The sequence below is a fragment of the Actinoplanes sp. CA-131856 genome (genome assembly GCF_050956135.1).
GTDB lineage: Bacteria > Actinomycetota > Actinomycetes > Mycobacteriales > Micromonosporaceae > Actinoplanes.
Window position 1 is genome coordinate 7,648,627 of the sequence record NZ_CP191849.1, and the last position, 17,541, is coordinate 7,666,167.

The 17,541-nt window shown below is 70.2% G+C and carries 12 protein-coding genes; 8 read left to right on the top strand and 4 right to left on the bottom strand.

Annotation, left to right across the window (positions count from 1 at the left end; translation table 11 throughout):
* Positions 1–4: 4 nt before the first annotated feature.
* On the bottom strand, positions 5–1,621 hold the full coding sequence (locus ACQP2X_RS35015; RefSeq protein ID WP_498689256.1) for a glycoside hydrolase family 27 protein: 1,617 nt from the start codon (positions 1,619–1,621) through the stop codon (positions 5–7).
* 215 nt (positions 1,622–1,836) lie between these two features.
* Here ACQP2X_RS35015 and ACQP2X_RS35020 point away from each other — a divergent pair, with 215 nt between their 5' ends.
* Together ACQP2X_RS35020 and ACQP2X_RS35025 are read left to right on the top strand one after the other, a co-directional pair.
* Positions 1,837–3,861 carry an RICIN domain-containing protein gene (locus tag ACQP2X_RS35020; RefSeq protein WP_498689258.1) on the top strand — a complete coding sequence of 675 codons (2,025 nt, stop codon included), beginning with the start codon at positions 1,837–1,839 and terminating at the stop codon, positions 3,859–3,861.
* A gap of 32 nt (positions 3,862–3,893) precedes the next feature.
* A complete protein-coding gene (locus ACQP2X_RS35025) occupies positions 3,894–5,366 on the top strand; it encodes a non-reducing end alpha-L-arabinofuranosidase family hydrolase (protein ID WP_498689260.1) in 1,473 nt (490 codons plus the stop codon).
* A 28-nt stretch (positions 5,367–5,394) separates the two neighbouring features.
* Here the strand turns inward: ACQP2X_RS35025 and ACQP2X_RS35030 are convergent, their stop codons facing one another.
* Positions 5,395–6,981 (bottom strand): sigma-70 family RNA polymerase sigma factor, encoded by a 1,587-nt coding sequence (locus tag ACQP2X_RS35030; protein WP_498689261.1) that lies wholly within the window; start codon positions 6,979–6,981, stop codon positions 5,395–5,397.
* 335 nt (positions 6,982–7,316) lie between these two features.
* Here ACQP2X_RS35030 and ACQP2X_RS35035 point away from each other — a divergent pair, with 335 nt between their 5' ends.
* The 6 genes from ACQP2X_RS35035 to ACQP2X_RS35060 all read left to right on the top strand — a co-directional run bounded on the left by ACQP2X_RS35035 (position 7,317) and on the right by ACQP2X_RS35060 (position 15,820).
* On the top strand, positions 7,317–8,759 hold the full coding sequence (locus tag ACQP2X_RS35035; protein ID WP_498689264.1) for an endo-1,4-beta-xylanase: 1,443 nt from the start codon (positions 7,317–7,319) through the stop codon (positions 8,757–8,759).
* Between the two features lies 1 nt (position 8,760).
* The gene (locus ACQP2X_RS35040) at positions 8,761–10,437 is read left to right on the top strand and encodes a glycoside hydrolase family 43 protein (RefSeq protein WP_498689267.1); all 1,677 of its coding nucleotides are present in this window, start codon (positions 8,761–8,763) and stop codon (positions 10,435–10,437) included.
* Between the two features lie 36 nt (positions 10,438–10,473).
* The gene (locus tag ACQP2X_RS35045) at positions 10,474–11,736 is read left to right on the top strand and encodes an ABC transporter substrate-binding protein (RefSeq protein ID WP_498689271.1); all 1,263 of its coding nucleotides are present in this window, start codon (positions 10,474–10,476) and stop codon (positions 11,734–11,736) included.
* 2 nt (positions 11,737–11,738) lie between these two features.
* Positions 11,739–12,710: a carbohydrate ABC transporter permease gene (locus ACQP2X_RS35050; RefSeq protein ID WP_498689273.1), complete on the top strand. Its 972-nt coding sequence runs from the start codon at positions 11,739–11,741 to the stop codon at positions 12,708–12,710.
* 2 nt (positions 12,711–12,712) lie between these two features.
* Positions 12,713–13,528: a carbohydrate ABC transporter permease gene (locus tag ACQP2X_RS35055; protein ID WP_498689276.1), complete on the top strand. Its 816-nt coding sequence runs from the start codon at positions 12,713–12,715 to the stop codon at positions 13,526–13,528.
* Between the two features lie 108 nt (positions 13,529–13,636).
* Complete coding sequence (locus ACQP2X_RS35060; protein ID WP_498689277.1) at positions 13,637–15,820, top strand: putative bifunctional diguanylate cyclase/phosphodiesterase; 2,184 nt, start codon at positions 13,637–13,639, stop codon at positions 15,818–15,820.
* Here the strand turns inward: ACQP2X_RS35060 and ACQP2X_RS35065 are convergent.
* The gene (locus ACQP2X_RS35065) at positions 15,798–16,841 is read right to left on the bottom strand and encodes a sensor histidine kinase (RefSeq protein WP_498689278.1); all 1,044 of its coding nucleotides are present in this window, start codon (positions 16,839–16,841) and stop codon (positions 15,798–15,800) included. The two genes, ACQP2X_RS35060 and ACQP2X_RS35065, sit on opposite strands and share 23 nt — an antisense overlap.
* A complete protein-coding gene (locus tag ACQP2X_RS35070) occupies positions 16,841–17,503 on the bottom strand; it encodes a response regulator transcription factor (RefSeq protein WP_498689280.1) in 663 nt (220 codons plus the stop codon). The genes ACQP2X_RS35065 and ACQP2X_RS35070 overlap by 1 nt, the downstream gene beginning before the upstream one ends.
* Positions 17,504–17,541: the final 38 nt, after the last annotated feature.

Here is a 17,541-nt window from a genome sequence, read left to right on the forward strand (position 1 = left end):
GGGGTCACGACCGTGACCAGCGCTGGTTGGGGGCTGCGGTGCAGGTCCACAGCAGGGTGAGGGTTCCGTTGGCGGTGAGGTTGCGGTCGACGTCGAGGCAGAGGCCGGACAGGGTGGCCCGGACGGTGCCGTCGGCGTTGAGCGCCCATTGCTGGTTGGCACCACCGTTGCAGTCCCACAGCTGGACCCTCGCGCCGGCGGTGGCGCCGATCGGGGCGTCCAGGCACTTGCCGAGCGAGCGCAGGGTCGAGCCGGATACGGTCCACTGCTGGTTGGCGGCCCGGTTGCAGTCCCAGATGACCGGCTGGGTGCCGTTGGCGGTGGCGCCGTTGGGAACGTCCAGGCAACGGCCGGAGGCCGCGCTGACCAGGGCGGTCGACGCCGGGGTGGTGCCGCCGCTCACCCGGTAGACGACAGTGGCGTGCGAGGGCACGCTGGCGCTGATCGTGCCGCTGGTGGTCGTCGTGGCGCCGGTCCAGGCGTCGACGAGGGTGAACGACGAGCCGGCCTTGCCGATCGCCGCGGCCGTGGTGGAGATCGTCCGGGTCGAGCCCGACTGGTTGAACAGCGCCACCGCCACGTCGTCGTTGGAGAGTCGCTTGGCCAGCACCCGCTGGTTGCCGTCGGCGGCCACCGACACCGCCTGGCGGCCCAGGGTGTCCTGGTTGATCGCGATCAGGCGGGGGTTCTTCAGGATCGTCTGGGTGGCCGCGCTCATCCCGCGGAGGTCGTTGCCGGCGATCAGCGGGGCGGCCATCATCGCCCACAGCGCGAAGTGCGATCGCTGCTCGGCGTCGCTCAGCGTGCCGCGGCCGACCTCCATCATGTCCGGGTCGTTGAAGGCGCCCGGCCGCGCGTAGCCGGACAGCGGAACGGTGACGTCGACGATGTTCTTGACGCCCATCGGATATCCGTTGGTCTGAACGGTGTCCCAGGCGAGCTGGATGTCCTCGGTGGTGCGCCAGATGTTCGCCACGTCGCCCCAGTCGCGCTGCGGCCCGGTCTTGGCGTGGATGCTGTTGGAGTTGATGCTGTAGAGGATCGGCCGTCCGGTGGCGGCCAGCGCGTCGCGCATCCTGGCGAAGGTGGCGACCTGCTGGTCGATGGTCCCGGTGGGCGAGCACCAGTCGTACTTGAGATAGTCGACGCCCCAGGCGGCGAACTGCCGGGCGTCCTGCGCCTCGTGACCCTGACTGCCGGTGGCTCCCGGATAGGAGCCGAAGTACTGCGCGCAGGTCTTGTCCAGCGGCGCCTGGTAGATGCCGAACTTCAGGCCTTTGCCGTGGATGTAGTCGCCGAGCGCCCGCATGCCGCTGGGGAAACGGGCCGGGTCCGCCTGGAGGTTGCCGCTCGCGTCGCGGTTCGGGTTCATCCAGCAGTCGTCGACCACGACGTACTGATAGCCGGCGTCGCGCATGCCGCTGCTGACCATGCTGTCGGCCATCCCCCGGATCAGCGACTCGCTGATGCCGCAGCTGAAGGTGTTCCAGCTGTTCCAGCCCATCGGCGGGGTCCGGCCCACGCCGTTGTCGAGCGCGTGCGCGGCGGATCGCGGTACGGCCGTCAGGGCCCCGGTCAGCAACAGCATGCCCGCGACCAGCGCGGTCCTCAGACGCCTCATGGTCACCGCTCCTTGATATGAGAACGTTAACGCCAGAGATTGCCAGAGCATTTCTGACGAAACAAGCCTCAAGAAGTGTTATGCCGCGACCGCCGTTGTAGTCGGCCTATTCACCTCGTTGCATGACCGCTTTACGTCGTGGCAACATTGACGAAATCCAATGCAAGGCCCCTTACGGGTACGTATGTTAACGTTCACTTCCTGCTGGAGGAAGCATGCGGTGGATTGTCGCGGTGGCTCTCCTGGCCGGTGTCGTCCTGGCCGGTGTCGTCCTAGGTGTTCCGGCCGCGTCGGCCGCCACGATCGACACGAACGCCTGGTACGTGCTGGTCAACCGCAACAGCGGCAAGGCGCTCGACGTCTACAACCTGGCCACCAATGACGGCGCCCGCATCACCCAGTGGACCCGCAACGACGGCAACCAGCAGCAATGGCAGTTCGCCGACTCCGGCGGCGGCAACTACCGGCTCAAGTCCCGGCTGTCCGGCAAGGTCCTGGACGTCAGCGGCAACTCGACCGCCGACGGCGCCGCCATCGTCCAGTGGACCGACAACAACACCACCAACCAGCAGTTCCGGCTGGCTGACTCGGAAGGCGGCTACGTCCGGCTGATCAACCGCAACAGCGGCAAGGCCCTCGAAGTACAGGGCGCCTCGACCGCTGACGGCGGCAATATCGTCCAGTACGCCGACTGGAACGGCACCAACCAGCAGTGGCAGCTCGTGCCCGTGTCGGCCGGCGGCGGCACCTTCGCCAACCCGGTCGTCTGGCAGGACTTCGCCGACGGGGACATCATCCGGGTCGGCGACGCGTACTACTACTCCGCCTCGACCATGCACTACTCCCCGGGTGCGCCCCTCCTGCGCTCGTACGACCTGGTCAACTGGGAGTTCGCGGGCCACTCCGTACCGAGACTCGACTTCGACTCCGCCGCCTACGATCTGAGCGGCGCACGGGCGTACGTCAAGGGAATCTGGGCCTCCGCCTTCAACTACCGGCCGAGCGACGCGACGTATTACTGGCTCGGGTGCACCGAGTTCAACCGCACCTATGTGTACGCCTCGGCGGCGGCCGGCGACGGCTGGGCCAAGAGAGCCCGGATCAACAAGTGCTACTACGACGCCGGCCTGCTCTTCGACGGCGCGACCCCGTACATCGCCTACGGCAACGGCACGATCAGCGTCGCCCAGCTCTCGGCCGATCTGAGCTCCGAGGTGCGGTCGCAGACCGTCTACACGACGCCGTCGAACATCGGCACGCTCGAAGGCGCCCGCATGTACAAGCGGGGCAACTACTACTACATCTGGCTGACCCGCCCCGCCAACGGGCAGTACGTGCTGCGCTCGGCCAGCCCGTGGGGGCCGTACGAGCAACGCCAGGTCCTTCTTGACCTGCCCGGCCCGATCTCCGGCGGCGGGGTCCCGCACCAGGGCGGCCTCGTGCAGACCCCGAACGGCGACTGGTGGTACATGGCGTTCACCGACGCCTATCCGGGCGGCCGGATGCCGACGCTGGCCCCGATCACGTGGAGCGGCGACGGCTGGCCGGTACTGCAGACCGTCAACGGCCGCTGGGGCGCCACCTATCCGAAGCCGGCCATCAGCACGACCAGGACCGTGCAGCCGATGACCGGACCGGACACGTTCACCGGCTCGGCCCTCGCCCCGCGGTGGGAGTGGAACCACAACCCCGACACGTCGAGGTTCGCCGTCGGCAACGGGCTGCGCCTGTCCACCGCGACCGTCACCAACGACCTCTACAACGCCCGGAACACGCTCACCCACCGGATCCAGGGCCCCACCTCGACGGCCACGATTCAGCTGAACTACGCGTCGATGGCCAACGGCGACCGGGCCGGGCTGGCCATGCTGCGCGACCGCTCGGCCTGGATCGGCGTGCGCAAGGACAACGGCGCCACCCGCGTCTCGATGACCAACGGCCTGACCATGTCCACCGGCGGGTGGGCCACGACCGGCACCGGAACCGAGGCCGCCGGCGCCACCGTCTCCGGCGGCACGGTCTGGCTGCGGGTCACCGCCGACATCCGGCCCGGATCCGGGCGCACGGCGACGTTCTCGTACAGCACCAACGGCAGCACGTTCACCACGCTGGGGCCGGCGTTCGCCATGACCAACGACTGGCAGTTCTTCATGGGTTACCGCTTCGGCCTCTTCAACTACGCCACAAGCGCTCTCGGCGGCTCGGTCACCGTGAACCGGTTCGACCTGACGGCGCCGTGACCCCATCCCCCACACACCCCTAAGGAACCGATGTGAAGAGATCCCGATGGCTGACCGTCCTCACCGCCACCGCGACCGCGCTGGCCGGTGGAGTGCTCGCGGTGGTGAACGCGCCCGCCGCGTCAGCCGCGACCATCGACACCAGCGCCTGGTACGTGCTGGTCAACCGCAACAGCGGCAAGGCGCTCGACGTCTACAACCTGGCCACCAATGACGGCGCCCGCATCACCCAGTGGACCCGCAACGACGGCAACCAGCAGCAATGGCAGTTCGTCGACTCCGGCGGCGGCAACTACCGGCTCAAGTCCCGCCTGTCCGGCAAGGTCCTCGACGTCTACAACTTCTCCACCGCCGACGGCGGTGCCATCGTGCAGTGGACCGACAACAACACCACCAACCAGCAGTTCAGCGTCCAGGACGTCGACGGCTATATCCAGCTGATCAACCGCAACAGCGGCAAGGCCCTCGAGGTGCAGGGCGCCTCGACCGCCGACGGCGGCAACGTCGTCCAGTACGCCGATTGGAACGGCACCAACCAGCAGTGGCAGCTGGCCCGCGTCGGCGGCTCGAACCCGACCACACCACCGCCGTCCGGGTCGTGCACGCTGCCGTCCTCGTACCGCTGGAGCTCGACCGGCGCCCTGGCGCAGCCGCGGTCGGGCTGGGTCTCGCTCAAGGACTTCACGACCGTCCCCTACAACGGACGGCAGCTGGTGTACGCCACCACGCACGACACCGGCACGACGTGGGGCTCGATGAACTTCGGCCTGTTCACGAACTGGTCCGACATGGGCTCGGCCTCGCAGAACGCCATGTCGTCGGCCACCGTCGCGCCGACCCTGTTCTACTTCGCCCCCAAGAACATCTGGGTGCTCGCCTATCAGTGGGGCTCGTGGCCGTTCATCTACCGGACCTCCAGCGACCCGACCAACCCCAACGGATGGTCGGCGCCGCAGCCCCTGTTCACCGGCAGCATCACCGGCTCCGGCACCGGGCCGATCGACCAGACCCTGATCGGCGACGGCACGAACATGTACCTGTTCTTCGCCGGTGACAACGGCAAGATCTACCGGGCGTCCATGCCGATCGGAAACTTCCCCGGCAACTTCGGCTCCTCGTACACGACCATCATGAGCGACTCGACGAACAACCTGTTCGAGGCGCCGCAGGTCTACAAGGTGCAGGGCCAGAACCAGTACCTGATGATCGTCGAGGCGATCGGCGCCAACGGCCGCTACTTCCGCTCGTTCACGGCCACCAGCCTGGGCGGCTCGTGGACCCCGAACGCCGCCACCGAGGGCAACCCGTTCGCGGGCAAGGCCAACAGCGGCGCCACCTGGACCAACGACATCAGCCACGGTGAGCTGGTGCGGGTCAGCGCCGACCAGACGATGACCGTCGACCCGTGCAACCTGCAACTGCTCTATCAGGGCCGCTCCCCCAGCTCGGGCGGCGACTACGGGCTGCTGCCCTATCGGCCGGGCCTGCTGACCCGCCAGCGCTGATCGCACCGCACCCGGTCCTGGCCGCCCCTCACCGGGCGGCCAGGGCCGGGCGCACGCGGAACGAGCTCTCGGCGCCGAACTCGGCGGTGGCCTTGAGATATCCGATGCCGAACACGGAGCCCGTCCACCGCAGGCGGAAATCGCGGTAGTTGAAGGACTGCAACGACACCGAGCCCGCCGTCGCACCCGGCAGGGGGCAGTAGGTGGCGTCCTCCCGGAAGATCTGGCTGTAGTCGAACGGGGCGACGTATCCGCGGAGCTCGTAGTGCCGCAAATAGCGGCCGTCGTCGGTGCGGAACGAGACGCACGTGGGGTCGGACAGGCCGTTCACGGCGGTGAAGGTCGCGCGGCGCCGGCTCTCGGCGCTGCCCGCGGCGGCAACGACGACGGCGTCGGTATCGGCGCCACGGCTGAGATAACCGCCGCCGGACCATTCGAGCGAGAGCGGGCCGAGGGGTACGGCGGCCGCCGGCGCCACCGGCGGGCGCGGGCTGGTGGGGCGCGGAACGGGCGCCGGGGTGCTGAAGAGCGCCGCCGAGGTGGCCGGGGCGGCGGGCGCCGCGATGGGGCCGGAATCCCGCGGCCCGGACACGACCAGCGGGACGGTGACGGCCACGGCGGCGACACCGGCGACGATCCCGGCGATCACTTTGCCACCGACCGCCGCGGCCCCGCCGCCCGCGACCGCAGCAGCACCGCCGCCGGCCACCGCCGCGGCACCGCCACCGGCCACCGCAGCAGCACCGCCACCGGCCACCGCCGCCGCCCCGCCACCCGCGACCGCCGCGACGCCGGTGGCCGTGACGGGGGCGGCGGTGATCGGGCCGATGACGGCGTGGGCGAGGCCGGCCGGCACCGCGAGGGTGGGCAGGGTCGCCAGCAGCTTGTCGGCCGGCAGTTGCCCGTCACCGGCCGCCGTGCAGGCGCGGCACCCGCGGACATGCCGGGCGATGCGCTTGCGCCAGAGCGGGCTCGGCCGCCCGTCCCAGTCGGCCGTCTCCGCGGCCAGGCGCGAGCAGCCCGGCCGGGCCGCGAGCGCCGCGACCACGGCCCGGGCGAGGTCGAGCTGCTCCCGGGTGCGCTGCACGCGCACGCCCGCGTGCGCGACGCTGACGCCGGCGGCCTCCGCGAGCTCGGCCCGGGACAACCGGCCGGCGACCTCCTGCCACCACAGCGACAGCAGCCGGCGGTCGTCGGGGTCGAGCCAGCGCGTCGCCTCGGCCACCTGGCGGCGCTGGTCGCTGAGCTCGCCGCGCAGGGCGGTCACGTCCTCGATCTCGGCACCCGGGTCGGCCCGGCCGGCGGCCTCCACGAGCGGCCGGAGCCGGCGACCGGCGGCCCGGCGCTGCTGCCGGTGGGTGCCGACCTGACGGACCGCGATCACGGCCAGCCAGGCCCGGAAGCTGCCCGGGGCACGCAGCCCCGGCAGCTCGCGCACGGCCCGCAGCATCGTGTCCTGCACGACGTCGTCGACGTCCGCCGGGTCGTCCATCGCCGCGCTGACGAGGTTGTAGACCAGCGGAAGGTGGTCGGCGATCAGCCGCTGCAGGGCCCGGCCGTCACCGTTGCGGGCGGCGGTGACGAGCTCGGCCATATTCGCACTCGTCAGTTCCATAGCGAGGCCACCCTATGCCGCTGCCCGGTGGAAAGAAACCAAGCGAAAAGGTGTTATCCGATCTCCACCACGATGGTCGAGGGCTTCGGAACTTTCGGATCACGTAACCCCGCCATGACCGCCTCGTCGGACCCCAGCTGCGCAAATTGCCTGGTAGAACGTTTCAAATGCTCCACAAACTTCCGGGATGTTTCCGGAAACTATTGTTTCCCCGGCGTTTCCCGTGCCAGCATGACCGGACATTGAGCTTCGTCGTTCCACGATCCACCGGCTCCCCCGCCGCTCCGTGCGCGGTGATCGACCGGCGCGACGCGACCCTCGAGAGAGGAGCCTCCGTGACCACCCGTCCCCCCAGGTCCCCCCGGATCCGGCTGCTGATCAGCACCGCCGCCGCCACCGTCGCCGCCGCCGGCGTGATGATGGTGATGCCGAACGCCGACGCGGCGGAAAGCACCCTCGGCGCCGCGGCCGCTCAGTCGGGCCGCTATTTCGGCACGGCGATCGCCGCCAGCCGGCTCGGCAATTCGGCCTACACCACCATCGCCGGGCGCGAGTTCAACATGATCACGGCCGAGAACGAGATGAAGCCGGACGCGACCCAGCCGCAGCGGGGCCAGTTCAGCTTCAGCGCCGGCGACCAGATCTACAACTGGGCCACCCAGCGGGGCCTGAAGGTCCGCGGCCACACCCTGGCCTGGCACGCCCAGCAGCCGGGCTGGATGCAGAGCCTCAGTGGCAGCAGCCTGCGCCAGGCGATGATCGACCACATCAACGGTGTGATGGGCCACTACAAGGGCAAGCTCGCCGCCTGGGACGTCGTCAACGAGGCGTTCAACGAGGACGGCAGCCGGCGGTCCTCCAACCTCCAGGGCACCGGCAACGACTGGATCGAGGTGGCGTTCCGCACCGCGCGCGCCGCCGACCCGTCGGTCAAGCTCTGCTACAACGACTACAACATCGAGAACTGGTCGTACGGCAAGACGCAGGGCGTCTACAACATGATCCGGGACTTCAAGTCGCGCGGCGTGCCGATCGACTGCGTGGGCCTGCAGACCCACTTCACCGGCGGCAGCTCGCTGCCGGGCAACTTCCCGACCACGCTGTCGAGCTTCGCGGCGCTGGGCGTCGACGTGGCACTGACCGAGGTCGACGTCACCAACGCCTCGACCTCCCAGTACGCCGGGCTCACCCAGGCCTGTCTCAACGTCGCCCGCTGCATCGGCATCACCGTCTGGGGCGTGCGGGACAGCGACTCCTGGCGCTCCGGCGAGAGCCCGCTGCTGTTCGACAACTCCGGCAACAAGAAGGCCGCCTACACCTCGGTGCTGAACGCCCTTAACTCCGCCGGCCCGACGACACCGCCCACGACCACGCCTCCGCCGACCACGACGCCTCCGCCGACCGGGTCCAACCGGATCGTCGGCGCGCAGTCCGGCCGCTGCGTCGACGTGCCGGGCGCCTCGCAGAACAACGGCACCCGGGTGCAGCTCTACGACTGCAACGGCCAGGCCAACCAGACCTGGACCCTGACCTCGAGCAGACAGCTGACCGTGTACGGCTCGAGGTGCCTGGACGCGGCCGGCTCGGGCAACGGCTCGGCCGTGCAGATCTACAGCTGCAACGGGCAGGCCAACCAGCAGTGGAACGTCAACTCCAACGGCACCATCACCGGCGTCCAGTCCGGACGGTGCCTGGACGTCTGGGGCACCGGGAACGGCCAGCAGATCCAGATCTACGACTGCAACGGGCAGGCCAACCAGCGGTTCGCCCTGAGCTGACATGACGATCGCCAAGTCCGCTGCCGCCACCTCGGGTGGCGGCAGCACGGACCACCCCCTCATCCGGAACCCCGTGCTGCCCGGGTTCCACCCCGATCCGTCGATCCTGCGGGTCGGCTCCGACTACTACATCGCCACGTCGACGTTCGAGTGGTACCCCGGCGTCCGGGTGCACCACTCGACCGACCTCGTCCACTGGCGGCCGCTCGGCGGCATCCTGACCGAGCGGCGGCTGCTCGACCTCACCGGCGCCGCCGACTCGTGCGGGATCTGGGCGCCCAATCTCACGTACGCCAACGGCCTGTTCCATCTGCTCTACGCCGACGTGGCCACGTTCGCCGGCGGCTACTGGGACCCGCGGAACTATCTGGTGACCGCGCCGAGCATGGCCGGTCCGTGGTCGGACCCGGTCGCCCTGCACGGCCGCGGGTTCGACGCGTCGCTGTTCCACGACGACGACGGCACCACCTGGATGCTCTCCATGCGGGCCGACTGGCGGCCCGGTCGCAACCGCTTCGCCGGCATCGAGATCCAGCAGTACGACCACCTCCGGCGCCGCCTGACCGGACCGGCCCGCCTGATCTTCTCGGGCACCGGCGCCGGCCTCACTGAGGCGCCCCTCGTCCACCGCCGGGACGGCTGGTACTACCTGATCACCGCCGAGGGCGGCACCAGCTGGGAGCACCAGGTGACCGTCGCCCGGTCCCGGCAGCTGTTCGGCGGGTACGAAGTGGACCCGCGCGGTCCCCTGCTGACCTCGGCCGGGCGCCCCGAGCTGGCTCTGCAGAAGGCCGGCCACGGCAGTCTCGTGCGGACCCCGGCCGGCGAGTGGTACCTGGCCCATCTGGTCGCCCGGCCCTACACGCCCTACGGGCGATGCGTCCTCGGCCGGGAGACCGCCCTGCAGAAGGTGGAGTGGCCGGACGGCGGCTGGCCGCGCGTCCACGACGGCGTGCCGGCCGAGCTGACCCCGGCGCCCGCCGGCACGGCCGCGACACCTGGACCGCCCTCCTCCGAGCAGTTCGAGGACGACCACTTCGACGCTCCGGAGCTCGGCGCCAACTGGTCGACGCTGCGCCGCCCGGCCACGGCCGACTGGATCGACCTGTCGGCCCGCCCCTCGCACCTGCGGATCCGGGGCGGCCAGTCACCGATGGCCCGGCTCCGGCCGAGCCTGGTGGCCCGCCGGGTGACGGCGCGGCGGTGCGTCTTCGAGGCGGTCTGCGAGTTCGAGCCCGCCGACTTCCGGCAGCTGGCCGGCATCACGGCGTACTACAACTCCCGGAACTGGTACTACCTGCACCTGACCGCCGACGACGACGGCGCGGCCGTGATCGGCGTGCTCCGCTGCGACAGCGGGCGCGTCACGGCCGTGCCGGGCGCGTCGGCCCCGCTCGGCGACGTTCGGCGGGTGGGCCTGCGCCTTCGCCTGGACGGCCCGGACCTGAGTTTCGCCTTCACGACGACCCCCGGCGCCGAGACCGGTTGGCGCGACCTCGGGCCCGGCTTCGACGCCACCACGCTGTCCGACGAGTACGCCGCCACGATCGTCCCCGGCGAACCCGAGGCCTGGGGCTTCACCGGCGCCATGGTCGGGCTCTGGGTCCAGGACCTGGGCGCCGACGGTGTTCACGCCGACTTCGACCGAGCCGTCTACCGCACCGACCCCGACACATGAGAGGTGATCGCCTTGGCAGTTAAGAGGATTTTCGCTGTGGCCGCCGCGCTGGCGCTGAGCACCGCCGGCCTGGCCGCCTGTGGAGGTGACGACGACGGCCCGGACTCGGGCGGCGACGTCACGATGCAGTTCTGGCACAACGCCACGACCGGGCCCGGCAAGGCCTTCTGGGACAAGACGGTGGCCGATTTCCAGAACGCCCACCCGAACGTCAAGATCAAGATTCAGTCGATCCAGAACGAGGACCTGGACGGCAAGCTCCAGACCTCGCTCAACTCCGGCTCGGCGCCCGACATCTTCCTGCAGCGCGGCGGCGGGAAGATGGCCGCGATGGTCGAGGCGGGCCAGCTCAAGGACATCACCGGCGACATCACGGCCGAGACGAAGCAGGCGGTGGGCGACGCCGCCCTCAAGACCGGGCAGGTCGACGGCAAGTCGTACGCCGTGCCGGTGTCGATCCTCCCCGGTGGTTTCTGGTACAGCAAGGACCTGTTCGCCAAGTCCGGCATCGCCGCCCCGCCGGCCACGATGGAGGAGCTCAACGCGGCGGCGGCCAAGCTCAAGGCCAACGGCACGCCGATCGCCCTCGGCGGCAAGGACGCCTGGCCGGCCGCGCACTGGTACTACTTCTTCGCGCTGCGCGCCTGCTCGCAGGCCTCGCTCGACGCCGCCGCCAAGGACAAGAACTTCGGCGACCCGTGCTGGACCAAGGCCGGTCAGGACCTCAAGACCTTCGCCGACACCAAGCCGTTCAACGACGGCTTCCTCACCACCTCGGCCCAGCAGGGCGCGGGCAGCTCGGCCGGCCTGATCGCCAACCACAAGGCCGGCATGGAGCTGATGGGCGCCTGGGACCCGGGCGTCATCGCCTCGCTCACCAAGGACACCAAGCCCCTGCCCGATCTGGGGTTCTTCCCGTTCCCGGCGGTCTCCGGCGGGCAGGGCGACCCGGGCGCGATCATGGGCGGCGCCGACGGGTACTCCTGCTCGGCCCAGGCGCCGAAGGAGTGCGCCGACTTCCTCAACTACATCCTCACCAAGGACGTGCAGGAGGGCTACTACAAGGCCTTCAACTCGCTGCCCATGAACAAGCAGGCCCAGGGCGCGGTCACCGAGGACTACCTCAAGGCCGTCCTGGACGCCTACAACAAGGCTCCGTACGTCTCGCAGTGGCTCGACACCGTGTACGGCCAGAACGTCGGCAACGCCCTGAACGTCGGCGTGGTGAACCTGCTCGCCGGCAAGGGCGACGTCGCCGGGATCATCCAGGCCGTCAACGACGCGGCCAAGAAGGGCTGAGCGTGACGGTCACCGAGGCCCGGACCGGTGGTGGCGTGCAGGCGCCACCGCCGGTCCGGCCCCGCCGGCGTGGCATCGGCTGGGCCCAGCGGCTGGAGATCGTGGCCCTGTCCGGCCCGGCCGTCCTGATGTTCGCCGGCTTCGTGATCTTCCCGATCGTGATGGCCGCGTACTACGGCTTCTACCGGTGGAAGGGCTTCGGGCCGCCGACCGACTTCGTCGGCCTCGACAACTACGTCACCATCCTTCAGGACAAGGCGTTCCACGAGGCGCTGTGGCACAACGGCCAGATCGTCGTGCTGTCGCTGGTCCTGCAGGGCCCGATCGCCCTCGGGCTCGCCCTGCTGCTCAACCAGCGGATGCGCGGCCAGTCGGCGATCCGGGTGCTCATCTTCGTCCCGTACGTCATCGCCGAGGTGATCGTCGGCACCGCCTGGGCCCTGCTGCTGCAGACCAACGGCGCGGTGAACGACGTCCTGCGGTCGGTGGGCCTGGGCGGCCTGGCCGCCGACTGGCTGGCCAACCCCAGCCTGGCCATCTGGACGCTGATGCTGATCCTGACGTGGAAGTACGTCGGGTTCGCGGTGATCCTGTTCCTGGCCGGCATGCAGAACATCCCCGAGGAGCTGGCCGAGGCGGCCGCCGTCGACGGCGCCACCTACTGGCAGGTCCAGCGGCACATCACCCTGCCGCTGCTCGGCCCGACCATCAGGATCTGGGCCTTCCTGTCGATCATCGGCGCCCTGCAGCTGTTCGACCTGGTCTACATCATCTGGGGCCAGTACGTCGCCTCGACCGCCGGCACCTCGACCATGGCCACCTACATGGTCGTCGAGGGACGGAACGCGGCCAACTACGGCTACGGCAACGCCGTGGCCGTCGTCATCTTCGTCATCTCCATGCTCATCGCGCTCGTCTACCAGCGTTTCGTTCTGCGCCGGGACACCGAGGGCGCGCTCACCGAAGGGCGGTAGCCATGAGCACCCGCAACCCGGCCGTCTACGCCGCCGCGCTCGCGCTGATCGGCCTCATGCTCGGCCCGGTCGTCTACATCATCCTCGGCGGCTTCCGCACCAACTCGCAGATCACGACCGACCCCGCGGGGCTGCCCGACCCGTGGGCGTTCGGCAACTACACCGGCGTGCTGACCAGCGACACCTTCTGGCGCCAGGTCGGCAACTCGACGATCGCGGCCACGGCCACCACGGTCGGCGTGGTCACGCTGGGCGTGATGGCGAGCTACGTGCTGGCCCGCTACCGGTTCCGCGGGCGGGGCGCGCTGTACGCCCTGTTCGCGGCCGGTCTGATGTTCCCGGTCACGGTCGCCATCACGCCGCTCTACATCCTGGTGAAGAACCTCGGCCTGGTGAACACGCTGCCCGGCGTCATCCTCCCGCAGATCGCCTTCGGCCTGCCCACCACCATCATCATCCTGGTCCCGTTCCTGCGGGCCATCCCCAAGGAGATCGAGGAGGCCGCGGCCATCGACCGCTGCGGCCGCCTCGGCTTCTTCTGGCGGATGGTCCTGCCGCTCTCCGTGCCCGGCCTGATCACCACCGGGATCCTGGCCTTCATCGGCAGCTGGAACAGCTATCTGCTGCCGCTGTTCATCCTCAACGACCAGGACAGCTTCACCCTGCCGCTGGGCGTGCAGGCGTTCTCCTCGCAATATTCGGTCGACACCGCGAAGGTTCTGGCCTTCACGTCCTTGTCGATGATTCCGGCCCTGCTGTTCTTCAGCCTCTTCGAGCGGCGCATCGTCGGCGGCCTGACCGGCGCCGTCAAAGGTTGATCCGCGCGACGGCTTGAACGAGGCATGGGAGCGTGTGAGACTGCGCCGCGTGAATTCGTGCGTACGGCCTGTCGGTCTGTGGTGACGAGTCAGCAACGACATGTGGCCGTGCTGGTCGCATGGTGCCTCGCGGCCGGAGTGCCGATCTTCCTGCTGTCCGGGACGGCCGCCGCGCCGTACACGCAATTGGGCAGTAGTCTTCTGGCCTGTCTGGGCGCCATCCCCTGTGTCACCGCCGCCCGCCGGGTGGAGGGAAGCGCCCGTCTCGGCTGGCGCCTGCTCGCGGCCGGGAGCCTGAGCTGGGGTGTCGGCAACTTCTACTGGTCGTGGAACGAACTCGTCGTGCACGCCGAGGTGCTGTTCCCGTCCCTGGCCGACATCGGCTATCTGCTGTTCCCGCTGCTGGCCACGGCCGGGCTGTGGCTGATCGCCGGATGGACGTCGATCGGGTCCCGGGTGACCGTGCTGCTCGACGGCCTCATCGTCGGCTGCGCCCTGTTCGTGATCGGCTGGTCCCTGACGGTCCGCGAGGTGTGGGAGACCGGCGCCGACTCGGTGCTCGCGTTCGCCGTGTCGATGGCCTATCCGGTCTGTGACATCGTGCTGGCCACGGTCGCCGTGCTGCTGGCCGCCCGCACCCGCCGCGACAGCCGCGGCGTCGGCCTGCTGCTGCTCCTGGGCCTGGCCGGGATGACCGTCAGCGACGTGCTGTTCGCCCTGGACACCTCGGCCGGCACGTACACCACCGGGCAGGACTCGGACGCCGGCTGGTTCGTCGCATTCGCCGCCTGCGCCGCGGCCGGCCGGCTGGCGACCCGGTGGCCCATGAAGTTCGACCACACCGGAATGCCGGCCCGCTGGCAGACCGCCCTGCCGTACGTCCCGTTCGGACTGGCCGCGCTCGTGGTGGCCGGTCAGACGCTGGCCGGTGTCCGGGTCGACGCGGCCGAGGCGGTGCCGCTGATGATCGGGCTCCTGCTGGTCCTGCTGCGGCAGCTGTCGACGCTGCTGCACAACTCGACGCTGACCCGCCGGCTGCGGCACCAGGCCTACCACGATCCGCTGACCGGGCTCGGCAACCGCGCGCTGTTCCTGGAGAAGCTGGAGGGCGCGCTGGCCGCCGGGCAGCCGGTCGCGATCGTCTATCTCGACCTCGACGACTTCAAGATGATCAACGACTCGCTCGGGCACGACGCCGGCGACGTCGTGCTGCGCGCGGTCGGCGAGCGCCTGCGGGCCTGCTTCGCCGCGCCCGACACCATCGCCCGGTTCGGCGGCGACGAGTTCGCCGTGCTCACCTTGCGCGTCCACGGCCTGCCGGGGCAGGCCGAGTCGCTGCTCGGGATGCTGCACGAGCCGGTCGAAATCGGCGCCCGCACGGTACGCCTGGGCGCGAGCGTCGGCCTCGCGGTCTCCGACGGCCGGGCCGGGTCGGAGGACCTGCGCAAGAACGTCGACCTGGCCATGTACGCGGCCAAGGCGCAGGGCAAGAACGCGTACGCGATGTTCGAGCCCTCGATGCGGCAGGGTTTCGACCAGGAGGTCATGTGGCGGGCCGACCTCCGGCAGGCGCTGGCCGACCGGGAGCTGCACGTCGCCTTCCAGCCGATCGTCGCGCTCGACGGCGGCCGCGTGGCCGGTGTCGAGGCGCTGGCCCGCTGGCGGCACCCGCGGCTCGGCCCGGTCACGCCGGACGTGTTCGTGCCGGTCGCCGAGCGGGCCGGGCTGATCGGCGAGCTCGGCCTGCTCGTGCTGCGCCGGGCGTGCACGGAGTTCGCCTCGTGGCCGGGGTCGCGGACGGCGTATCTGTCGGTGAACGTGTCGCCCTCGCAGATGCTCGACGCCTCGTTCCCGTCGAAGGTCATCGCGACCCTGGCCGAGGCCGGTCTGCGGCCGGGGCAGCTGGTGCTCGAGGTGACCGAGAACGCGCTGGCCGACGAGTCCGAGGTGATCGGCACGCTGCGGCGCCTGCGCGAGTTCGGCATCCGGATCGCGATCGACGACTTCGGCACCGGATACGCCTCGCTGCGCTACCTGCACCGGTTCCCGGCCGACATCGTCAAGATCGACCGGACGTACGTCCAGGACATCGCCCGCGATCCGGCCGCCGTCCACATCCTCGGCACGCTGTGGCAGCTGTTCGGCGCGCTCGGGCTCACCGCCGTGGCCGAGGGCATCGAGGACCCGGCCCAGGCGGCCATGCTGGCCGAGCTGGGATGTCAGGTCGGCCAGGGCTTCCTGTACGGGCGTCCCGGCCCTCTCGGCGCCATCACGCCGGTCGCCGCAGGCTGACGGCGACCCGCAGGCCGCCGTCGTCCAGCGCGGTGGCCGTGATCGTGCCGTCGTGGGCCCGCACGATCGACCGGGCGATGGCCAGACCGAGCCCGCTGCCGCCGCTGTGGTCGATGCGCCCGGTGGCGAGCCGGGTGAAGGGCTCGAACAGCCGGGCCACCTCCTCGACCGGCACCACCGGGCCGGTGTTCTCCACGATCAGGCCGGCGCCGACGGTCACCGTGACAGTGCCGCCGGGCCGGTTGTACTTGATCGCATTGTGGACGAGGTTGCGGATGAGCCGCTCCAGAAGCACGGCATCGCCCTCGACCTCGTACGGGCTCGTCTCGATCTTGATCTTGACATCGGCGTCCTCGGCAGCCCGGGTGTGCGCCTCGACGACACCGGCGGCGATGCCGTCGAGGCTCTGCGGTGTCCGCGTCCGCAGGCCCTGATCGGCCTGGCTGAGCACCAGCAGGCCCTCGATCAGGCGCTCGTTGCGGGCGTTGGTCTCCAGCAGCTGGGTCGCGAGCAGCGCCGACTGCTCCGACGTCAGCGGCTCGGCCAGGCCGACCTCGATCAGCGCGCGCTGCAGGGCGAGCGGGGTGCGCAGCTCGTGCGAGGCGTTCGCGGCGAAACTGCGCTGGCCCTCGTACCCGGCGGCGATGCCGTCCATCATCGTGTCGAGCGCCCGGCCCAGCCGCTTGATCTCGTCGCGGCCCCGGCCGGGCCGGATCCGGTGTCCGAGGTTCTGCGGGCCGACCTGGGTGATGACCGGCAGCATCCGGCGTACGGGCGTGAGGACCCACCACACCAGCAGCGGCACGATCAGTAGCGTCGCCGCCAGCACGATCCCGTACTGCGGCAGGTTGTCGATCGGGATCTTGCGGGTGATCCGGCACGCCATGCCGTCGACGTCGCCTTCGAAACAGGGCGAATAGTACGGCGGACTCCACGGCAGCTGCGTATAGACGAACAAGGCGACGAAGACGAAGGTGACGGTGGCGAACACCGCGACCGCCAGCCGCGCGCGCAGTCCCATCAGCGCAGCCCGACGCGGTAGCCGGCCCGCGGCACCGTCTGCACGACCTGCGGCTCGCCGAGCTTGCGGCGCAGCGTGGAGACGGTCACCCGCACGACGTTGCTGAACGGGTCGGCGTGCTCGTCCCAGACCTGCTCCAGCAGGTCCTCGGTGGTGACGGCCTGGCCCTGGGCCCGCATGAGGGTGTGCAGGACGCCGAACTCCTTGTGGGTCAGCGCCAGCGGCCGCCCGTCGCGGCTCGCGGTGCGGGTCGCCACGTCGAGCTCGACGCCGTCGCGCTCCAGCACCGGCGGCAGGGCCGGGGCCGTGCGCCGGGCCAGCGCCTGCACCCGGGCCACCAGCTCGGCGAAGGCGAACGGTTTGGTCAGATAGTCGTCGGCGCCCAGGCCGAGACCCTCGACCCGGTCGTAGATGCCGCAGGCGGCGGTGAGCAGCAGCACCCGGGTGGCGAGCCGCTGCTCGGCGATCCAGCGGCAGACGTCGTCGCCGGTCGCCCCGGGCATGTCCCGGTCGAGCACCGCCACGTCGTACCGGTTGATCCCGATCTTCTCCATCGCCTCCGCGCCGTCGTAGGCGATGTCGACCGCCATGGCCGCGCGCCGCAGGCCCACGGCGATCGTCTCGGCCAGCAACCGCTCGTCGTCCGCCACCAGAACTCGCACGCCGGCCATGCTGCCATGATCCGTATAAGGTCCCGATA